General features: G+C 39.2%; 18 protein-coding genes. 9 read left to right on the top strand and 9 right to left on the bottom strand.

The window, feature by feature from the left end; translation table 11 throughout:
* Complete coding sequence (locus SPD53_RS06465; RefSeq protein WP_336252067.1) at positions 1-1,389, bottom strand: FAD-binding oxidoreductase; 1,389 nt, start codon at positions 1,387-1,389, stop codon at positions 1-3.
* Entirely contained in the window at positions 1,386-2,399 is a 1,014-nt protein-coding gene (locus tag SPD53_RS06460; RefSeq protein ID WP_336252066.1) for an MBL fold metallo-hydrolase, read from the bottom strand. The genes SPD53_RS06465 and SPD53_RS06460 overlap by 4 nt, the downstream gene beginning before the upstream one ends.
* A 345-nt stretch (positions 2,400-2,744) precedes the next feature.
* Between SPD53_RS06460 and sfsA the strand changes: the two genes are divergently transcribed.
* From sfsA to guaA, 7 genes are all read left to right on the top strand, one after another.
* Positions 2,745-3,428 (top strand): DNA/RNA nuclease SfsA, encoded by a 684-nt coding sequence (gene sfsA, locus SPD53_RS06455; protein WP_336252019.1) that lies wholly within the window; start codon positions 2,745-2,747, stop codon positions 3,426-3,428.
* Between the two features lie 101 nt (positions 3,429-3,529).
* Complete coding sequence (locus tag SPD53_RS06450) at positions 3,530-3,829, top strand: AbrB/MazE/SpoVT family DNA-binding domain-containing protein (protein WP_156857953.1); 300 nt, start codon at positions 3,530-3,532, stop codon at positions 3,827-3,829.
* Between the two features lie 50 nt (positions 3,830-3,879).
* Positions 3,880-5,379: an amidase gene (locus SPD53_RS06445; RefSeq protein ID WP_336252018.1), complete on the top strand. Its 1,500-nt coding sequence runs from the start codon at positions 3,880-3,882 to the stop codon at positions 5,377-5,379.
* Positions 5,380-5,785: 406 nt separating this feature from the next.
* Positions 5,786-6,745, top strand: a complete 960-nt coding sequence (locus tag SPD53_RS06440) for an AAA family ATPase (RefSeq protein WP_336252017.1) — start codon at positions 5,786-5,788, stop codon at positions 6,743-6,745.
* Positions 6,745-8,004, top strand: coding sequence for a DUF58 domain-containing protein (locus tag SPD53_RS06435; RefSeq protein ID WP_336252016.1), 1,260 nt, complete (start codon positions 6,745-6,747; stop codon positions 8,002-8,004). The genes SPD53_RS06440 and SPD53_RS06435 overlap by 1 nt, the downstream gene beginning before the upstream one ends.
* A complete protein-coding gene (locus SPD53_RS06430) occupies positions 8,001-10,199 on the top strand; it encodes a transglutaminase TgpA family protein (protein ID WP_336252015.1) in 2,199 nt (732 codons plus the stop codon). Before SPD53_RS06435 ends, SPD53_RS06430 begins: the two co-directional genes overlap by 4 nt.
* A gap of 58 nt (positions 10,200-10,257) precedes the next feature.
* Positions 10,258-11,220: a glutamine-hydrolyzing GMP synthase gene (gene guaA, locus SPD53_RS06425; RefSeq protein ID WP_268239585.1), complete on the top strand. Its 963-nt coding sequence runs from the start codon at positions 10,258-10,260 to the stop codon at positions 11,218-11,220.
* 93 nt (positions 11,221-11,313) lie between these two features.
* Here the strand turns inward: guaA and SPD53_RS06420 are convergent, their stop codons facing one another.
* Both SPD53_RS06420 and SPD53_RS06415 read right to left on the bottom strand, forming a co-directional pair.
* Positions 11,314-12,477, bottom strand: coding sequence for a tyrosine-type recombinase/integrase (locus SPD53_RS06420; RefSeq protein ID WP_336252014.1), 1,164 nt, complete (start codon positions 12,475-12,477; stop codon positions 11,314-11,316).
* A 26-nt stretch (positions 12,478-12,503) separates the two neighbouring features.
* Positions 12,504-12,704 carry a DUF3173 domain-containing protein gene (locus tag SPD53_RS06415; RefSeq protein ID WP_072741228.1) on the bottom strand — a complete coding sequence of 67 codons (201 nt, stop codon included), beginning with the start codon at positions 12,702-12,704 and terminating at the stop codon, positions 12,504-12,506.
* A 200-nt stretch (positions 12,705-12,904) separates the two neighbouring features.
* On the opposite strand from SPD53_RS06415, the gene SPD53_RS06410 reads away from it, so the two are divergent.
* Positions 12,905-13,078, top strand: a complete 174-nt coding sequence (locus SPD53_RS06410) for a hypothetical protein (protein WP_336252013.1) — start codon at positions 12,905-12,907, stop codon at positions 13,076-13,078.
* 168 nt (positions 13,079-13,246) lie between these two features.
* Here SPD53_RS06410 and SPD53_RS06405 read toward each other — a convergent pair whose 3' ends face one another.
* The 5 genes from SPD53_RS06405 to SPD53_RS06385 all read right to left on the bottom strand — a co-directional run bounded on the left by SPD53_RS06405 (position 13,247) and on the right by SPD53_RS06385 (position 17,654).
* The gene (locus tag SPD53_RS06405) at positions 13,247-13,477 is read right to left on the bottom strand and encodes a helix-turn-helix domain-containing protein (RefSeq protein ID WP_336252012.1); all 231 of its coding nucleotides are present in this window, start codon (positions 13,475-13,477) and stop codon (positions 13,247-13,249) included.
* Complete coding sequence (locus tag SPD53_RS06400) at positions 13,474-13,896, bottom strand: sigma-70 family RNA polymerase sigma factor (RefSeq protein ID WP_336252011.1); 423 nt, start codon at positions 13,894-13,896, stop codon at positions 13,474-13,476. Before SPD53_RS06400 ends, SPD53_RS06405 begins: the two co-directional genes overlap by 4 nt.
* 497 nt (positions 13,897-14,393) lie before the next feature.
* Positions 14,394-15,506, bottom strand: a complete 1,113-nt coding sequence (locus SPD53_RS06395; RefSeq protein WP_336252010.1) for an ABC transporter permease — start codon at positions 15,504-15,506, stop codon at positions 14,394-14,396.
* A 25-nt stretch (positions 15,507-15,531) separates the two neighbouring features.
* Positions 15,532-16,701, bottom strand: coding sequence for an ABC transporter permease (locus tag SPD53_RS06390; protein ID WP_336252009.1), 1,170 nt, complete (start codon positions 16,699-16,701; stop codon positions 15,532-15,534).
* A gap of 11 nt (positions 16,702-16,712) precedes the next feature.
* Complete coding sequence (locus SPD53_RS06385) at positions 16,713-17,654, bottom strand: ABC transporter ATP-binding protein (RefSeq protein ID WP_336252008.1); 942 nt, start codon at positions 17,652-17,654, stop codon at positions 16,713-16,715.
* 195 nt (positions 17,655-17,849) lie between these two features.
* Here SPD53_RS06385 and SPD53_RS06380 point away from each other — a divergent pair, with 195 nt between their 5' ends.
* On the top strand, positions 17,850-18,425 hold the full coding sequence (locus SPD53_RS06380) for a TetR/AcrR family transcriptional regulator (RefSeq protein WP_336252007.1): 576 nt from the start codon (positions 17,850-17,852) through the stop codon (positions 18,423-18,425).
* The last annotated feature ends 90 nt before the right edge of the window (positions 18,426-18,515 follow it).

Here is an 18,515-nt window from a genome sequence, read left to right as displayed (position 1 = left end):
TTAATCGATATCTACAATCTTCATTGGATTTAAGATGTTATTCGGGTCTAATGTCTTCTTAACCTGCTTCATTATTTCAAGAGAAGCACCATGTTCTTGCTCTTGGTATGGCTTTTTCCCAATCCCGACACCATGTTCACCCGTACAAGTTCCACCGCGTTCCAGCGCATAGAGAACAATGTTTTTGTTGAATTCTTTTGCCTTCCTGATCTCTTCTTCGTTATCCAAATCAATCATTAGAATGGAATGGAAATTTCCGTCCCCAACGTGCCCAACAATTCCGCCCGGTATCCCTAATTTATCAACTTCCTGTCGTGCATAAATTGCAGCGTTCGCTAGTTCCGAAATCGGTACGGCTACATCGGTGAGCATCATTTTTTTACCTGGATAATCATGAGCAAAGGCATAGGCCAAGTTATGACGAGCTTCCCATAAGTGATTGCGGGCTGCTGTATCCGATTCAGAAATAAACTCCTGACAGCTCTGATCTTCCATAATTTCTTTTGCAAAGGCGAGGTCTGCCTTGAGACCTTCTGCATTCCCATGGAACTCAAGGAAAAGTGTCGGGACTGCCGGGTAATCTGTATCGCTGAATTTATTTAATTGAACGATCGATGCTTCATCGACAAATTCTACCCGTGCAATTGGAATACCAGCTTGTAAAATTGATGTTACAGCCTGGAAAGCATCGGAGAGATCCGGGAATACCGCGCGGGCTGCTACAATATGCTCAGGAATTCCGTATACTTGCAATGTTAATTCCGTGAAACAGCCGAGTGTACCTTCCGACCCGACGAAAAGTCCGTTCAGATGATAGCCGGAAGATGATTTCGTTGCTAAGCTTCCTGTATGGATAATGCTGCCATCTGCAAGAACAACTTCCATATCTCTCACTTGGTCTCGCATCACACCATACTTAACAGAAGTTGTACCACTTGCATTCGTTGCAGCCATACCTCCAAGTGTTGCGTTTGCTCCTGGATCGACGGTGAAGAACAATCCGTGTTTTTTCAGTTCTTTATTGAGCTGTTCCCTCGTCACACCAGGCTGGACCTTCACGAGCAAGTCTTCAGCTTTAATTTCTAAGATTTTATTCATTAAAGAGAAGTCAATTGTGATTCCGTTTTTGTACGGAATGATATGACCTTCTAGGCTGGACCCGACTCCAAAAGGGGTGACAGGTGTATTAAACTTTTGGGCAACTTTAATAATGTGGGCAACGTCTGCTGTTGATTTCGGATAGACGACAACGTCCGGTAGACTCTCTGCAAGATATGTTTCGTCGCGACCATGTAATTCTCTTACGGTTTTATTCGTTGTTACCTGATCTTCTGTTAAGTTTTCTTTTAAATGTTGTAATAGTTGTTCCAATGTGTAGACTCCTTTCATTGCCATTTACCGTAGTGTTTTTGGGACAAATTCTCTGACCCCGTGTCCCAGTGCCAGATTCCGTTTTTTTCTTTTTTGGTTAGTTGGCCTTTTGTTTCGAGGTAGTCGAGGAAGCTTAGCGTGTCGGACATGAGCGTGAAGAAGATATCTTCGTATTTGTTTGGGTGCCGTTTTTTCACGATTTCCCTTCCGGTTGTAATGCCTGCTTCGATGATGGACTTGATGCTTTTTGCTTTTGCTTCAATCGCATCAAGCCTTCTCTTTGCTAGTTTAGCAGGTTCATAGATGACCTTCCCATGTCCAGAAAGGGCAGTTTCCGGATTGAGCTCGATAATTTTTTCAAGCGAAGCTACGTGTTGCGTAAGGGCAGGGATTCGGCTACCATCCAGTGCTGGTTCGACAAAGGCGTTACTCCTTAAATGATCGATTAATAAATCCCCGATGAAGATAATACTTTCTTCTGGTAAATAAAACGCAACTTGATCCGGCGCATGTCCGGGGATTTCAATCACTTCAAAGTCGAATAGTGTACTTGATTCAATTGCTTTCACATTCCAGTTTAAAGCTGTTTTCGGATTGTTCATTTGCCGCTTGTATCTAGCCTTTACCTGTTCTGCTCCGAATTCTCCAGTATTTAATTTATTCAGTAAATCAGCGAAGAATGTATAGTTTTTATATAAAAATTCCGGGTCTCCTTTTATCTTCGGTAGTGCGTAGGGGTGGATATAGACCGGAGTATCGTATTCTTTAGAAATCCGGTGAACAAGCCCCACGTGGTCGAAGTGATGATGCGTTAATAAAATTGCCGTCAAATCACGGAACCGGATGCCGTTTGCTTGCATGGATTGCTGTAAGTATTCCCAGTAGGTATCTTTATCAAGGCCAGCATCGATTAAAAACGTCCGGTCATTTTTTTGAAGTAAATAAAAGTTAATGCTCTTTAACGTATTAGGTGCTGGCACTTCCAGCGGAATAATTTTCGTATTTGTTTTTTCAATCGTATAGGTCATCAAGATGGATTCCTCCATTCTCCCAGTTGAGTTGTCAGAGTTTTACAGAAAATATATAGTACTATCATAAGCGGAAAGATTGCTAAATACAAATACTTACTCCATAAAGTGAAACTTCATTCAGTGGGGATCCCTTCTCCCCACTGAATGTTAGTTGAACAGAATCAGGGATTTACGAACTGTTATCCCCACCCCTCACATAATGGGCTTCCCTCATGTTTAGAAGTGGGGGTATTACAGACCGTTAATACGTGATGAAAATTTCTCTAATGAGCAGAACATGATATGCTAAAATGAGGAATTAGAAATATTTTATAGGAACCCAAGTGGATTGGATGTGTAGAGATGAAGTACGGGAAGGTCGTGGAAGGAATTTTTGCGAAGAAGTTAAACCGCTTTGTCGCTGAAGTTTATATTAATGGGGAACTTGAAAAAGTCCATATAAAAAATACAGGTCGTTTAACAGAAATTTTAAAGCCTGGTGTTCCGCTTTCTTTAGAAACTTCAGATAATCCAAATCGGAAAACCCGCTTTTCCATCATTGCAGCAGGTAAGGAAGAACGCTGGGTTAACATTGATTCACAGATTCCGAACAAGCTTGTTTATGATGCACTTGCCGCGGGAAAAATAAAAGAGTTTCATGGAATAAGAGATTTGAAACGTGAGGCGCGTTTCGGAAACAGTCGGTTTGATCTTTTTTATTACCGGGATGAGCGCGGTGGTTTTATCGAAGTGAAAGGTGTCACGTTAGAACAAGACGGGCTTGCAATGTTTCCTGATGCTCCGACAACAAGAGGAACGAAGCATGTGGAAACACTTATTCAAGCAGTGCAAGAAGGCTATGAGGCGACGGTTCTTTTTGTCATCCAGATGAAAGGCTGTCATTCATTTACGTCACATCGCGTCATGGACCCCCATTTTCACGAGGCTTTACAAGAGGCGGAACATCTAGGTGTACGCATTCTTGCTTATGATAGTCATGTAACAGCATCCACGATTCAACTCGACCGTCTACTTCCCATTGTATAATCCATTTACAGATTTCTTTTCCTGTGCGTTCTATTGGAATGATTGAGTGAGTTTTTTCATATTGGTACAGCAGGAATCCAAGAAGCATAGGAGTGAACAGTATGATTTTCCTGAAAAAAGTGAGAGCATCCGATAAATCGGGTATTATTAATCTGCCTAAAAAAGAACGGACAAAATTCGGTTTTGAACCGGGTACATTACTTGAGATCCATCTAAAAGGAAAGGAAATTTGGATTTACCATTCAGGCCTCGATGACAAGAAAAATCAGCGGTATGTCTCAACGAAAGGTTCGATTACAATCCCTGCCGAGTTTAGAAGACTATTAGGCATCACGGAACCAACACCCCTTTCTCTTTATGTCGACATAGAGAAAGAGGCTTTTATATTGAAAAAAGACTAGATTACGATATAGTGAAGTTGCAATGCCAAATTTTTACTTGAGGTGATGAAGTGAAAACAGAAGAATATGTACACTATGACGCAGTAGGCTTAGCTGAACTATTAGAAAGAAAAGAAGTGTCACCGAAAGAATTAACTGAAATAGCACTGAATCGCTTGGAGGAAGTCCAACCAGACTTGAATCTAGCAACAAGTATCCGGAAAGACAAAGCATTAACAGAAGCAGAAGAGATAGAAGTAGGGAAGGCGCCCTTTGCCGGTGTGCCAACGATGCTTAAAAACGTATCCCAATCACTTCCCGGGGAAATTTTAAGCTCCGGCTCGAAACTGCTTGCAAATTATGTTGCTGAAGTAGAATCTCATTTTGTAAGAAAACTAAGAGAAGCAGGGTTTGTATTTTTAGGGCATACGAATACACCCGAATTTGCTTTAAAAAATATTACCGAACCAAAATTATATGGGCCAACCCGTAACCCGTGGAATCCCGAGTATTCACCGGGTGGTTCCAGCGGGGGAGCGGCAGCCGCAATTGCTTCCGGCGTGGTACCTGTTGCCGGTGCGAGTGACGGTGGGGGATCGATTCGTATCCCGGCGTCTTTCTCTGGATTATTTGGTCTGAAGCCGACAAGAGGAAGAATGCCAGTTGGTCCCGGTGCAGGGCGTGACTGGCAAGGTGCATCGATTAACTTTATGCTGACGAAAACCGTGCGTGACGCAGCAGCGATGATGGATCAGTTGCAGACGTTCCAACCAGAAGCGGCTTTCCATGCACCTGTTTTTGTAGATCATTATTTGGACAGTTTGAAGGGCGGTCAGAAAAAGCCGCTCCGAGTTGCATTTACCACCGAGTCTCCAGTTGGCACACCGGTGTCAGACGATGCGAAGAATGCCGTCATGAAAGTCGTGAATTGGCTTGAGTCGGAAGGGCATGAGGTGGATGAACGCACGAATGGTGTAGATGGCATACAATTGATGAAGGATTACTACATCATGAATAGCGGTGAAATGAATATGACCGTGCAAGGTTTGGAGCAGGCACTCGGTCGAGAGTTGACGGAAGATGATATCGAGCTTGAGGGTTGGATGATGCATGTTGCCGGAAAATCCATCTCCGGAGCAGACTTCTCCGCAAGTCTTGCTTCCTGGGATACAGCAGCTGCTCAGATGGCGGCACTGCATGAAACGTATGATTTCTATATTACTCCTGCGACAGCGGATATCGCTCCGAAAATTGGACAGCTTGAAGTGACAGGGGAGAAGAAAGAGGCGTTCCTGCGCGATATTCATAAAGGAACGAAAGACGAACAACAGCAGCTTGTTTACGATATGTTCCTGCCGAGCTTGACCTATACGCCATTTGGCATGCTTGCTAACTTGACGGGTCAGCCGGCGATGTCCTTGCCTGTTTACTTATCGGAAGAAGGATTGCCGCTTGGTGTTCAAGTGATTGCTTCGAAGGGTGAGGAGCATCGCTTGCTGAAGCTTGCTTCCGAGCTCGAGCAGACGGATCACTGGATTGGATTGAAAGGGAATCCATATTTTGTAAAATAAATGATGAAAGCAGTGGACGATGTGATGGTTCACTGCTTTTTTGTTTTTTACATCTATGAAGGTGGACGAGTATGCTTGTTTGGATGCTTATCGCTTCTCTAATCGCTTGAATGCCCGGATTTTGCGCACTTTCGCTTGAATAAGGCTGATTTAATCGCTCAAATGCCACCGATTCTCGCTACTTTGCTAGAATACCGATGATCTAATCTCGCAAATTCTAACATCCTAACCTCACCCTGTAGCCTACATTCTTTTGCGTCCCCTGAACTATAATAAATCCAGCTATCTTCCTTTTACATCACTACTCTTTTTTTGTATAGTGATGGTATAATTACTAATAATCTGTTACATACTAAATGCTAGAACAATAGCTTGATATATAGAAGTTGAGAGAGGGTTGGATAAGATGGCAGAAGTGATCGTTTATAATGAAAAGATTAATCCAGTCATTCAGAATATGAACCAGGTAATTATTGGGAAAGAGGAAGTTATTACCCTCAGCTTAGTTGCTTTACTTGCGAAGGGGCATGTCCTACTAGAGGATGTTCCAGGTGTTGGGAAAACGATGCTCGTCCGGACATTAGCGAAATCATTAGATTGTGATTTTAAACGGATTCAATTCACCCCGGACTTACTTCCGTCCGATGTTACTGGAATTTCCATATATAATCCGAAAGAAATGGAGTTTGAATTCCGGGGTGGTCCGATTTTAGGGAATATTATTTTAGCGGATGAGATTAACCGCACCTCTCCGAAAACCCAGTCCGCACTTCTTGAGGCGATGGAAGAGCAAAGTGTCAGTGTTGACGGCCGCACGATTACACTAAACCAACCATTCTTTGTCATGGCAACCCAGAACCCGATTGAGTATGAAGGGACTTATCCACTGCCAGAAGCGCAGTTGGACCGGTTTATTTTAAAGTTAAAAATGGGCTATCCGGCCTTTGCCGAAGAAATTGACCTGTTGGAGAAAACCTCGTTAAAGCACCCGATTGAAACCATTCAAGCCGTCATGTCCAATGCAGAACTAACGATGATTCAAGCTGAAGTGGATGATGTGTATGTCGACCGCTCGATCCACACGTATATCGTGAATATTGTAAACGGCACAAGGGAACACCCGGCCATTTACCTTGGCGTTAGTCCCCGCGGTTCGATTGCACTAATGAAAGCAGCGAAAGCATACGCGTACATTCACGACCGTGATTATGTGCTTCCTGATGATGTGAAATATTTAGCTCCGTTTGTACTTAGACACCGGATCATCCTTACATCAGATGCGAAATTCAACGGTGAAACGGGCGAAAACATCATGGAATCGATATTACGAGCAACACATATCCCGGTTCGAAGGGAATCGGACTGATGAAAGTCACAATTAGATTCATTGGAAACTTGCTATTCATTCTCATTCTGCTTGCTGCATTATTTTCCTACGCGATGTTCCAAGGTGGATTTGTCAGCTGGTTCTTATTCTACAGCTACCTTCCAATCCTGCTCTATCACCTATGTCTCTTATTTTATCCATTGAATCATTGGAAAGTGAGTCGAACGCTACCGAGACGAATCGTCCAGGCAGGTGACGCGATAGATGTAACGATCCACCTGGAAAGAAAGTTTCCTCTACCGCTTTATTACGGAGTGGTGGAAGAAATTATGCCAGCAACTTGGAATAGGTTGCATCACGACTATGCATTTTTAAATGAACCGGATCATGTAACGATCGATCGCACGGTGAAAAAAATGAAAATGATCGGGTTTAAAAAGCAGCTAGAGATTTCCTACCGCTTAGAAAATCTCCCTAGAGGAGAGCTTGAGCTGCAAGGCGTACGTGTCTTCATTAGCGATGTCTTTGGATTTGTGAAAAAGGAACATATCTTTCCGGTGCAAGACGAGCTGATCGTCCAGCCGAACACAAGGGAGATTAGGCTCTTGGACCGTGCTGTCAGCTTTGAACAGGGGCAGCAAGTCGTCAATCTTTTCCAGTTAGAAAATACGAATGTTGCAACGGGTGTACGTGAATACGCTCCAGGCGACCGCTTTTCTTGGATCCATTGGAAACAGACGGCAAAAAATCAATCCGTCATGACGAAAGAGTTCGAACAAGCAAGAAGCGATAGTCTCTTCATTCTTCTTGATGCATGCATTCCTAAACGAAAAAACCCATTAGCCTTTGAAGCGAGTGTCGAACTTACTCTGTCACTCATTAAAAAACTGGGAAAAGGAACAACTAATATTGAATTATTAACAGTCGGAAAAGAAACGAAAGAATTTACGCTAAGAGAATCCAATCAGGGGAAAAGTGATATTCGCTATTACTTGACGAAGATACAGCCAGACGGAGATGGTCCTTTTTCAGGTGCTTTAAAAGAATTGATGCTGACTGAGAAGCGAATGGAGCGACTCGTGATTATCACGTCTACGGTGGACGACTTCTTCCGGCAAACGATTCAAGAGTTAAGACAGCGTACCGCACAAATTGTGATTTTTTATATTCAAGGTTCAAAGTTTATCCTGGAAAAAGAACAGGACATGATTGCCCAGATAAAAAAATCTGGAATAGCAATCCATTTATTAACGGAAAAAGAATGGCTTACAACCCCACTTGAGGTGAGTATTCGATGAACGAGCAACAGAACGTGACCAAGTCAAATATTTATAATGTCATCCTTTACCTCGGTGGGCTCGTCCTTTTTCTGGAGTGGCTTTATCCGATTGAACAGGTGACAGACACGAGCAGTATCGCGGTTTTTGTAATTTATACGATTTTTTGCTTTTTTATTTCGCTCTTGCAGTTGAAATGGTGGGCAAGCTTTTTGCTGAAAGGCTTTGGACTTTTATTCATTTTGAATGGACTTTATTTTGATATGACCTTCCTTAGCAGGGAGTGGTTGAACTATTTTTTACTGGAATTTACGATGAACGCGAATATATTTATTAGCCAGGATTGGTATTATTTAAGCCCATTATTCCGGAGTTTTCTTTTTTTACTCCTAATCTGGTTAATGAGTTACCTGCTGCATTACTGGTTTGTGCAGATGAAGCGAATTTTCTTATTCATCTTCCTGACTTTCGTCTACATTACGGTGTTGGATACATTTACACTGTATGACGCGAAATTTGCGATCATAAGAATCTTTATTATTTCTTTAGTTTCCCTCGCGATTACGAACTTTAACCGCGACCTAGAAAGAGAGAAAATATCGCTCGACCGGATTAAGCAAAAAACAAAATGGATTCTGCCTATTATGCTTACACTTGTCTTCTCCGTCTTGCTTGGCCTTGTCGCACCTAAGCTTGATCCCCAATGGCCGGATCCAGTACCGTTTCTTGAAGGTGCTGCAGAACAGGTCGGCGGTTCTGGTAGTGGTACCATACAGAAGGTTGGCTACGGGGAAGATGATTCGCAACTTGGCGGCTCCTTTATCCAGGATGATACGCCGGTTTTTCATGCGGAGACTGACCAAGATCAATATTGGCGAATAGAAACAAAAGAAATTTATACCGGAAAAGGCTGGGAATCATCTGCTGATCATGACTATATCAAACAACAAGATGGAGAAATTCATCTGGATATGTATCACGGGAACGTGGAGACCGAAGAATCGACTGCATTAATAGAGTTTCAAGAGGGACAAAATTTAAAAAAACTAGTTTATCCGTATGGGGTAAAAAAATTCATGGCACCAATGCCTAAACCAGATCTATTCCTTGATCAGATCACAGAGTCAATCGAAGCTCGTGAAAACGGGGAAACACTGAGACTTGGCTTTTATCAGCTAGCCTATGACCGGACGTCTTATTCTTTAACTGCATTACGGGAAGACCCGGGAAATGATGAAGAGGAAATGGCGGAATATCTTCATCTGCCCGATACACTTCCAGGTCGCGTTGCTGAACTTGCGGAGGAGATAACGGCAGGTTATGAGAGCCGGTATGAGAAAACACGCGCGATTGAACGCTATTTTAGCAGTCACGATTTTACGTATCAGACGACAGGAGTTGCCGTTCCGGGCGAGGATGATGATTATGTTGATCAGTTTCTCTTTGAAACACAGGTTGGCTATTGTGATAACTTCTCGACATCTATGGTCGTCTTGCTTCGGACCCTCGATATTCCGGCTCGCTGGGTGAAAGGTTTTACCGGCGGAGAGATAATTGGTGAAGGAAACCGGGATAATTATCATATTTATGAAGTGACGAATTCCAATGCCCATTCCTGGGTGGAAGTGTACTTTCCAGAGTCTGGTTGGGTTTCCTTTGAACCGACTCAAGGCTTCTCGAACTTGACGGAATTCCATGCGGATCAGGCGAATACAGATACCGAAGATTTTGATGCTTATGATGACGTACTTGACGCTCCAGAGACAGAATTACCTGAAACTGAAAGGGAACTGGAAGAAGAGGAAACAACACCAGCAATGGCTAGTCCTTCTAATCATAATTTCAGTCTTGCCTGGTGGCAGTGTGGGCTTATTGTTTTAGTAGCTCTATTGATTTTCTTCGTACTGTATAAGTACCGTTTCAATATAAAAACGAAGCTCCTAGCCATGAAACTTAATCGCAACCAGAGTCAGGAAGCATTTCAAGAAGCATATCTTCATTTACTCACGGTTCTAGATCACGAAGGAAATGAACGAAAAAATGACCAGACATTACGTGAATATGCGAAACGAGTGGATGCCCATTATGGAACAGGTGAAATGCGAATGTTGACCGCTTATTATGAACGAATGCTTTATCGTAATGAATTCAATCCGAAAGAAATGAACAAACTAAAAACCACCTGGAAAAAGTTGCTGAAAACAATTATGGGTTGACCCGATTTCCATTGGTTAGTAAAATGAGAATATTAGATAGCAGACAGGAGCAATCACAATGAAACCAAATGAATTAAATGCAGAAGAGTTTATTGAGCAAGAAGTGCAAAAGATAAAAGAGCAAGTCGGCGATCAAAAGGTGCTTTGTGCCTTGAGTGGCGGGGTTGATTCCTCTGTTGCAGCAGCGCTCGTGCATAAAGCAATTGGTGACCAACTGACATGTATCTTTGTCGACCATGGTTTATTGCGTAAAAATGAAGCGGATCAAGTGATGGAAGTTTTCGCAGAAGATTTCCATATGAATATTATCAAAGTAGATGCAAAGAATCGTTTCCTATCTAAATTAGCAGGTGTCACAGACCCAGAACAGAAGAGAAAGATTATCGGAAATGAGTTTATCTATGTATTCGACGATGAAGCTGCGAAATTAGAGGACATCGGTTTCCTTGCACAAGGAACAGTTTACACCGATATTATGGAAAGCGGAACGGATGGTTCAAAAATAATCAAATCCCATCATAATGTCGGCGGCCTGCCAGAAGAAATGGAATTTGAATTGATCGAACCGCTTAAAACATTATTTAAGCAGCAAGTCCGCGCTGTCGGAACGGCACTTGGCATCCCGGATCATATTGTTTGGAGACAGCCATTCCCAGGGCCAGGACTTGGTATCCGTGTACTCGGCGAAGTGACTGAAGAGAAGCTTGAGATTGTAAGGGAGTCTGATGCAATCTTAAGAGAAGAAATCGCAAAAGCAGGCCTTGACCGTGAAATCTGGCAATACTTTACCATCCTCCCTAACATCCGCAGTGTTGGTGTGAAAGATGGAGGACGCTCCTATGTTCATACGGTTGGCATTCGTGCCGTGAATTCAGTTGATGGTGTGACATCGGACTGGGCGAGAATTCCTTGGGACGTGCTTGAGAAGATTTCGAGTAGAATTGTGACGGAGATCGAAGAGGTTAACCGTGTAGTTTATGATGTGACGAGTAAGCCGCCATCGACGATTGAGTGGGAGTAGTTGTAGGAGAGCTAGAAACCTTTGTGTATCAAGGGTTTGTGGCTCTTTTTTATTTTTCATTGCACTTTTATTGCACTTTTTGTTTTTATTTTCTTAAAATTCTACAGTGAATTGATTTTTCGGTGAGGAATCATAGTTTTGTTCTGCTTGCTTGAATGCTATGATTCCATTTAGTTTGTTGGCCACTTCAAAGTTACTATTAGGATAAAGATGTCCATATGTTCCTAAAGTCGTTTCAATATCTTCATGTCCTAGACGGTCTTTAATGATGAGTGGGTTTTCTCCCATACTAATAAGTAACGAAGCATGAGAGTGCCGTAATCCATGAATTCTAATTCGGTGAATCCCAGCTAGTTTAGCGTAACGCTCAATAGCATGTGAGAGAGTATGTTTTTGTGTTGGAATGCCATTGTAACTCATCACAAAATCTGTTTTGATAAGATCTTGTTGCACATTTTTCCATTCTGCTAAAATACTTAGTGTACATTCATCAAGGACAATGTGTCGAACACTCGCTTTTGTTTTCGGTTCAACAAATCTATAATTACTTTGGTTCTTGTAATAAAGATTTTTGTTGATGGTTAGTATCCCTGAATCAAAATCAACATCCTCCCATTGAATGGCGGTAGCTTCACCAATTCGCATTCCTGTCATAAACAAGAACCATAAAGAAACAAAAAGGAAATGTTGGTAGTAATCCTTTTTATAAATGAAAGAGATTACTTTTTCAAATTCTTCTTTTGTCCAGAAGTCAATCTTTGTCTTTTGCTTTTTTACATTTCCAATAATCTTAGAAGGATTTGTTGTTGTTATTCCCAATACTATCGCTCTATCCATAGCAACAGAAAACAATCCTTGAACTGCTCTTACATATGAAGATTTTAGGTTTTTCGATAATTTCAATTGCCAATTTTGTACATCAATAGGCTCAATATCAGAAACAGCCATTTTGTAAAAGTAAGGAAAATGCTTTTTAATACTTGGTAAACGATTTTCATATGTTCTAAGCTTTACTCGTGTCTTATACCAAGGAAGAAAAATTTCAAAGATATAATGTTCAAACAACATTTTGTTCTTGTTTTCACTTAATTCTTCTGGTTTCATAAGTAGTAGCTTCGAGTATTCTTCTCTTGCTTCTTTTTTAGTAGTAAATCCACTACGATATTTTTGAATCTTTTTCCCTTTAGAATCATATCCTAGATTTGCACGAAAATAGTAAGTGCCATTTTTCGCTTTTTTAATCGGATCTTTAGCCATAGTTTTTACTCCTTACCGTGCAAAAACTAATCAGACCTGTTGTCATCCGAAAAATTGATTCCCAGAATTTCTTCTACAGCTTCACGAGGGACTCTATCTAGCTTTCTAGACTCATAATAGGAATGCCCCTTTGTAATCATCAATTCTTTTGCTTTTTTAATGATATCTGCTGAAAAAGAAGTTCCGTATCCTAGCTCAATTAAGTCTTTTTTAGTGACTGTTATCATTGATACTCCTTTCCATTATAGGCTAGGAAAACTCCAATATTCGCCTATAATTATAACGCACTATTTAAAATAAATGAATTTTATGTTGCATTTAGAGTATATACTTTGTATGATCTACAACTTCTCCCAAATCAAATAATATATAAGTAATCGAACAGCTTTGGTTAAGCTCACGGGAATTTCACCCCTGCATGGTTCACATGCAGCTATACCCATTGCCTGTGGCGGCTAACGCTCGGACTGTGGCTGTACAGGAGTATCATTATCACGATAGAGAAGTCATGGCAGTAACTTGTCCAAAAGTAACTTACGGATCACTGAAAAGAATCGCTCGTTTTTCATTATCTGCAAAGTCATGGCGTATCAGTCCGTAGGCTCATTCTCTATCGAAATGTATTCGATCACTTTTTATTCAGCTGTCAAAGAACATCGGCTTGTCAGCCTATCAAAATATACTGGGATCAATATGCTTTAATAGAATGACAAACTACTAATCAGGAAGCGTGTAACGCTCCAGCACGCTTCCGCGAATGGAGAATTGATTATTTAATTTCAAAAGATAAAATTTTGGTGATCAGTCTAGTTTGCATTCTACCCTGTAGCATTTCATCCACAACTAATAGTTGATTCCCATATTCATCTTTCATGGGACGTAAGGAGCGTTTTGAGATATACCCTCTATAATGTCTTACAATGTAGGAAATCGCTTCTGTATCACCATCTGTTGCTTGTACAATTAAAGAGAAGGGAACCATCGGATATGTTATTTTCATTCTGTATGCTCCTTCATAAATTCTTTAATAATGGCTAGTCCAGTAGTTCGGTGACGATAGATTGTAGAACGACTTAAATTTAATAACTTTGAGATTTCCGTATCATTCATATCCATGAAATAATACAGCAAAATAATGGTACGCTTTTTATCTGATAAACATTTCAATGCTTCACTTAGTAATTCGTTTTTTATTCCAATACTAGAACCGTACAATGAAAACATATGCATATCGATGTCATAGAAATCAATAGTAGAAAACTGATTGACAAGATGTTCTCCTGCATTAGAGAAGGAAACTTCTTGTTTTGAAATCCTTGATAGATATTTGAAATAATCTTTCCGTTCATCTTCTATCGCACGCTTACAAATGTAATCAAACTGGTTTTCTATGGTAGTTTGAAAAGAAGTTGTTCTCATTTTTCTCACCCCCTTTTTTGTGATGAAGAGAAGTGAGCGATGCTCTTTTGTCTCCCTTTGTAATTAGTCCCGACGCGAAAGGGCTGTTAGTTGCATTTTTAGTAAAAAACTTTATAAATCTCTTTTATAAACAAAAAACACATAAACAGCTTGCACAGTCTGTTTATGCGTTTCACTAGTTCGTCTTATATGATCTAAAAAAAATTATAAACATTTTCATCTAGGATAGGTGGATAGTATTTTTGATTTTCTTAATAAGGTGTCAAAAAAACATTGCTGAATAACAATATATTCAATTACGACTACCTCTTAGGAGTCGTCAACTTCTTAAAAATTCAACCCTGTATACCATCTATAAATTCCGTATAAAAAGAAAGACGGTTACTATTTAAACCGTCGTCTGGAAAGGACACTGCTAGTTAACGTTTTTTAATACCGTATGGCAGTATCTTTTTTGTATAAACATATACACAGGAATTGTTTATCAACATAGTCGATTATTGTCCTCCGCTATTTTTAACTAAAAGTTCTCTTTTATAAACGATCGGTAGTATGGCAATAAAAATAAAAGCAGCTACAATTAAAAATACATACTGAACAACATCTAACCCACCACTAAAATTGTGAAGGATAGGGTTGAACCATTCAAAAATATATGAAAAGGCCCATATCTCTGAAAATGATCTTGCAATTGGTGGTAAACCTGCGACACTAGAATAACCACCAGCTCCAAAGAAGGTAGCCATGAAAGTAACTATGATGATAGGTTGAATAATTCGGTATCTTCTTAGGAAATGAGCAATAATAATTCCTAATATTGCACAAGCAATTAACACAGGAATTATCCCTATAAAAATCATTAATAAATTTTCTGGTTCTAATCTAAAAGCAAACATCCCTACAAGCAGGGTAGAAATTGCTGAGACAAATGCCAGTAAAACCGATGTGAGAATAATCCCAATTCCACTGTAAATATTACTCAAAGGAGTAAGAGATATTTCTTTAACTGTCCGGTTCTCTATATCAAAGGAAAATAAATTTGCAGCCGTTATGGTTGCCGAAAACATTAAGGCGAGCAAGACGCTACTACCTGCAATAAAGGACTCACGCCAAACATCTTCTTTTTTCTCTGTGATTAATTCTGGTGCTGCATGAAGCACATTATTTTTTTCAAGCTGTTTTAAAGCTGAATGCTCCAAACGTAATCGTACATTTTTCATCATGTCTGTATTAATATTAAATGTTTCTGTATAAACAGTTTGGGATTGTTTAAAATCATCTGGAATTCTAATTAACATTTGTAATCTACCTTTTTTTACTGCATCACTAGCTTGTTCATACTCCATTTCTCTAATAGAAAAATAAGGTGTGATATTTGAATGAACGGTATCTAGAGTTTCAATAAAATCTTTTGATTCAACACTGTCAGATTCATTTACCAATCCAACAGGCCAATCATCCCCACCAGCTCCCATAATAAGTGCTGTTAAAATCATAACTACAATAGGCATTAAGAAGGGGGCAACTAGGAATTGTTTTTGGCGTAATAATAGCTTAATATTTCTTTTGTTAACAGCAGAAATTGCATAAAACCATGTTTTCCATTTCATGTTTATCCTCCTTGCATTTGTTATCTTACTGACCTCCAGAAGAAAACAAATTATTTTTTAATTTGATAATAGAAGCCCAACCAAATATTAAGATGGTCGCTGGTATCGTAATCATGCTCATATAAAAACTTGTTGTAGTTGTTAACGGATTGGATGAGCTGGTTAGTAAGTTATTCTTACCTGTTACAAAAATAAGTCTCATTGTATCCGTTATATAAGACATTGGTAAATAGCTAGAGATTCTCCAAACAAATTCAATTGGACCGCCATAAGCAAATCCTCGAATAGAGGATTCATTTCCACTTAGTAAGTAAAGCGATATTCCTATGACTGCTGACAATGTAATAACCGGTAAAGATTTTTGAATCGTCACTCCTGCAAATGCTCCTAGAGAAGCACCGATTAAAAATAAAACAAATAGCCAACCTATAATCGGCAGTGATACATCTGCAATTGGAAATTTCAATGTAAAAGCCATTAAAATCATTGCTAAAACTGTTGTAACAGTTGTCAATAGCAAAGCAGTAGTGGTTTTTGCAATTAGTAATGGAGCAAACCCACTCGGAGATAAAGAAATTTCTTTACTTGTTCGCTCTTCCCATTCCCTAGTTAATAATGTACCTGTATTAACCATCCCGGAATAAATCACTGCAAACATTAATAAACCAATAGATACATAAAACTTCATGGATATGTCTTTATCAAATGTTGAAAATTCCTCAATTATACCTATATTATTTTCGCTGTCTCTACTTTCTTGAAATTGGTATAATGCATGCGAAAGTCGAAGTTGAAAGTTTTTAGTTCCATCCGAATTAATATTATTTACATATAGTTTGATCTTTGGATTCTGACCCTTTTGTAATTGTTGTTCAAAGTTTTTAGGTATTTCAATGAGAGCCGGAGCTTCACCATTTTGATACATGTGAAACGCTTCGTCTGGATCAAGCGTCATTATCTCATAATAAGGTCCATCCTCGATTTCCATTTCCTTCATAATTGTCGTTAATTCCTTGCTTGCAGCATCCTCTGAATGTTGAGCAATAGCAATAGGGTTAGTTGTTGACAATTGAGAAATAAGTGAATAGAGGAAAATAAAAACTATAGGAACAATGATACTCAGAACGAGCATAGAAGGGTTCCTAAAAGATGTCTTTAAATCTTTTTTTACCATTCCTGTTATAGCATGAAACATGCCTACACCTCCTAGTTTCTTAATTCACGCCCAGTGAAATGCAAGAAGACATTATTTAAAGTTGGTTCATTCATTTCAAAACTAACGATTTTGTCATTTAAGAAATGGATTTGGTTCATCATCGTAAAAATTTCTGTTCTGTCTTCTGTTCGAACTTCTATTTCAGTTTTATCTTGTTTCAGTTTGTAAGTATCTTGAAGAACCTTTACAGCTTCTTTGGCAGCTTCTTGGTCTTGGAAACTAATTGAAAGGGTATTGGTGTCAATTTCACTTTTTAGACTTTTTGGTGTTCCGGAAATAACTTCTTTGCCATGGTCAATTATCATAATATGATCTGCAAGTGCTTCAGCTTCTTCCATGGAATTAGTTGTTAAGACAACAGTCTTTCCAGCCTTTGCCAAATTTCTAATTTGATTCCAGATGGCGTTTCTTGATTGTACATCTACTCCTAAAGTAGGTTCATCTAGCAATAGTATCTCGGGAGATGTCATTAATGCTCTTCCAAGTGCTAATCTCCGTTGCATTCCGCCTGAATATGTTCCGACTCGATCATTTTTTCTTTTTTCTAAACCTACAAGTTCTAAAGCGCTTTGAACGCTAGTATTCCATTCTTTTTTGGGGATACCATAATATTGTGCATGAAACATTAAGTTTTCCCTCGCGGTTAAATCATTATAAAGAGCTGTTTCTTGAGGTACAACAGCTATAAGGTTGCGAACCTGTTTCATGTCTTTGATTGGATCTAAATTCATAACTTCTATTTTTCCTTCGGTCGGTCTATTTAGACCATTAATCATGTTGATGGTAGTAGTTTTTCCAGAGCCATTAGGACCCAATAAAGTAAAAATCGTTCCACTCTCTACTTCAAAGTTAAGATTCTTTAGTGCGAAAAACTTTTCATCTTTATTTTTTTTGTAAGATTTGCTTAATTTATTTATTGAAATAGTTTTCACTTAATCCGCCTCCTAAATAAACAATAAATATCAAGACAACATGTTGTTGCTTTTATTGTAAGTCGGTTATAATAAAGTAACAACCGAATAAATTGTCTAATCTGTTGCTTAAAGGACAAAGGGATTGAAACTGTCTTGTAGCATATAAATAACCAACAAAAATGGAGGAGATGTTTTATGGGCAAATCCAGTGACTTGCGTGTCATTAAGACGAAACAACTTTTAAAAGAGGCTTTATTAGCACTTCTCACGGAAATGGAATTTGAGGAAATTACAATAATGAAATTAACAACTTATGCACAAATTAATCGCTCCACATTCTATGCGCATTTTTACGATAAATATGATTTATTAGATAAGACTATAAACGATGAATTAGTATCTTTTGTAGAAGAAGTTGCTCCAAAAAATGAAGAGGAATTAACCTTAGCACATATCCCGAATCCATTTTATTTAAGAGCAATGCAATATATTTATCAGCACGGAGAATTTTTTAAAGTAATGATGGGGGAGAATGGAATTTCTTCATTCCAACAACAGTTTTTAAGAATCATAGAAAAATATATGTTAAGTTATCTTGACAAATTTCATCCCAATCCTAATAAAATGGAAATACCTAAAGAGCTGTTCATTTACTATGTGGCACATGGGTATGTAGGTGTTATTTCCTATTGGTTGGAGAATGACATGCAGTATTCACCTGAATATATGGCAGAAAAACTCTCACAAATGGCGATTAAAGGCCCTTTTAGTGTTGCTGGGTTAAAATGATTATTGTAAAATCTCATGTGAATGATTACTCCGTCTCCAAAAGGAGTTTTCTGTTTTTGTATGGACTACCTTGACATATAGTTTCATAAT

Source organism: Oceanobacillus sp. MO10714A (assembly GCF_037072045.1).
Lineage (GTDB): Bacteria > Bacillota > Bacilli > Bacillales > Amphibacillaceae > Oceanobacillus > Oceanobacillus indicireducens.
This window is presented reverse-complemented; position numbering and strand designations above follow the sequence as displayed.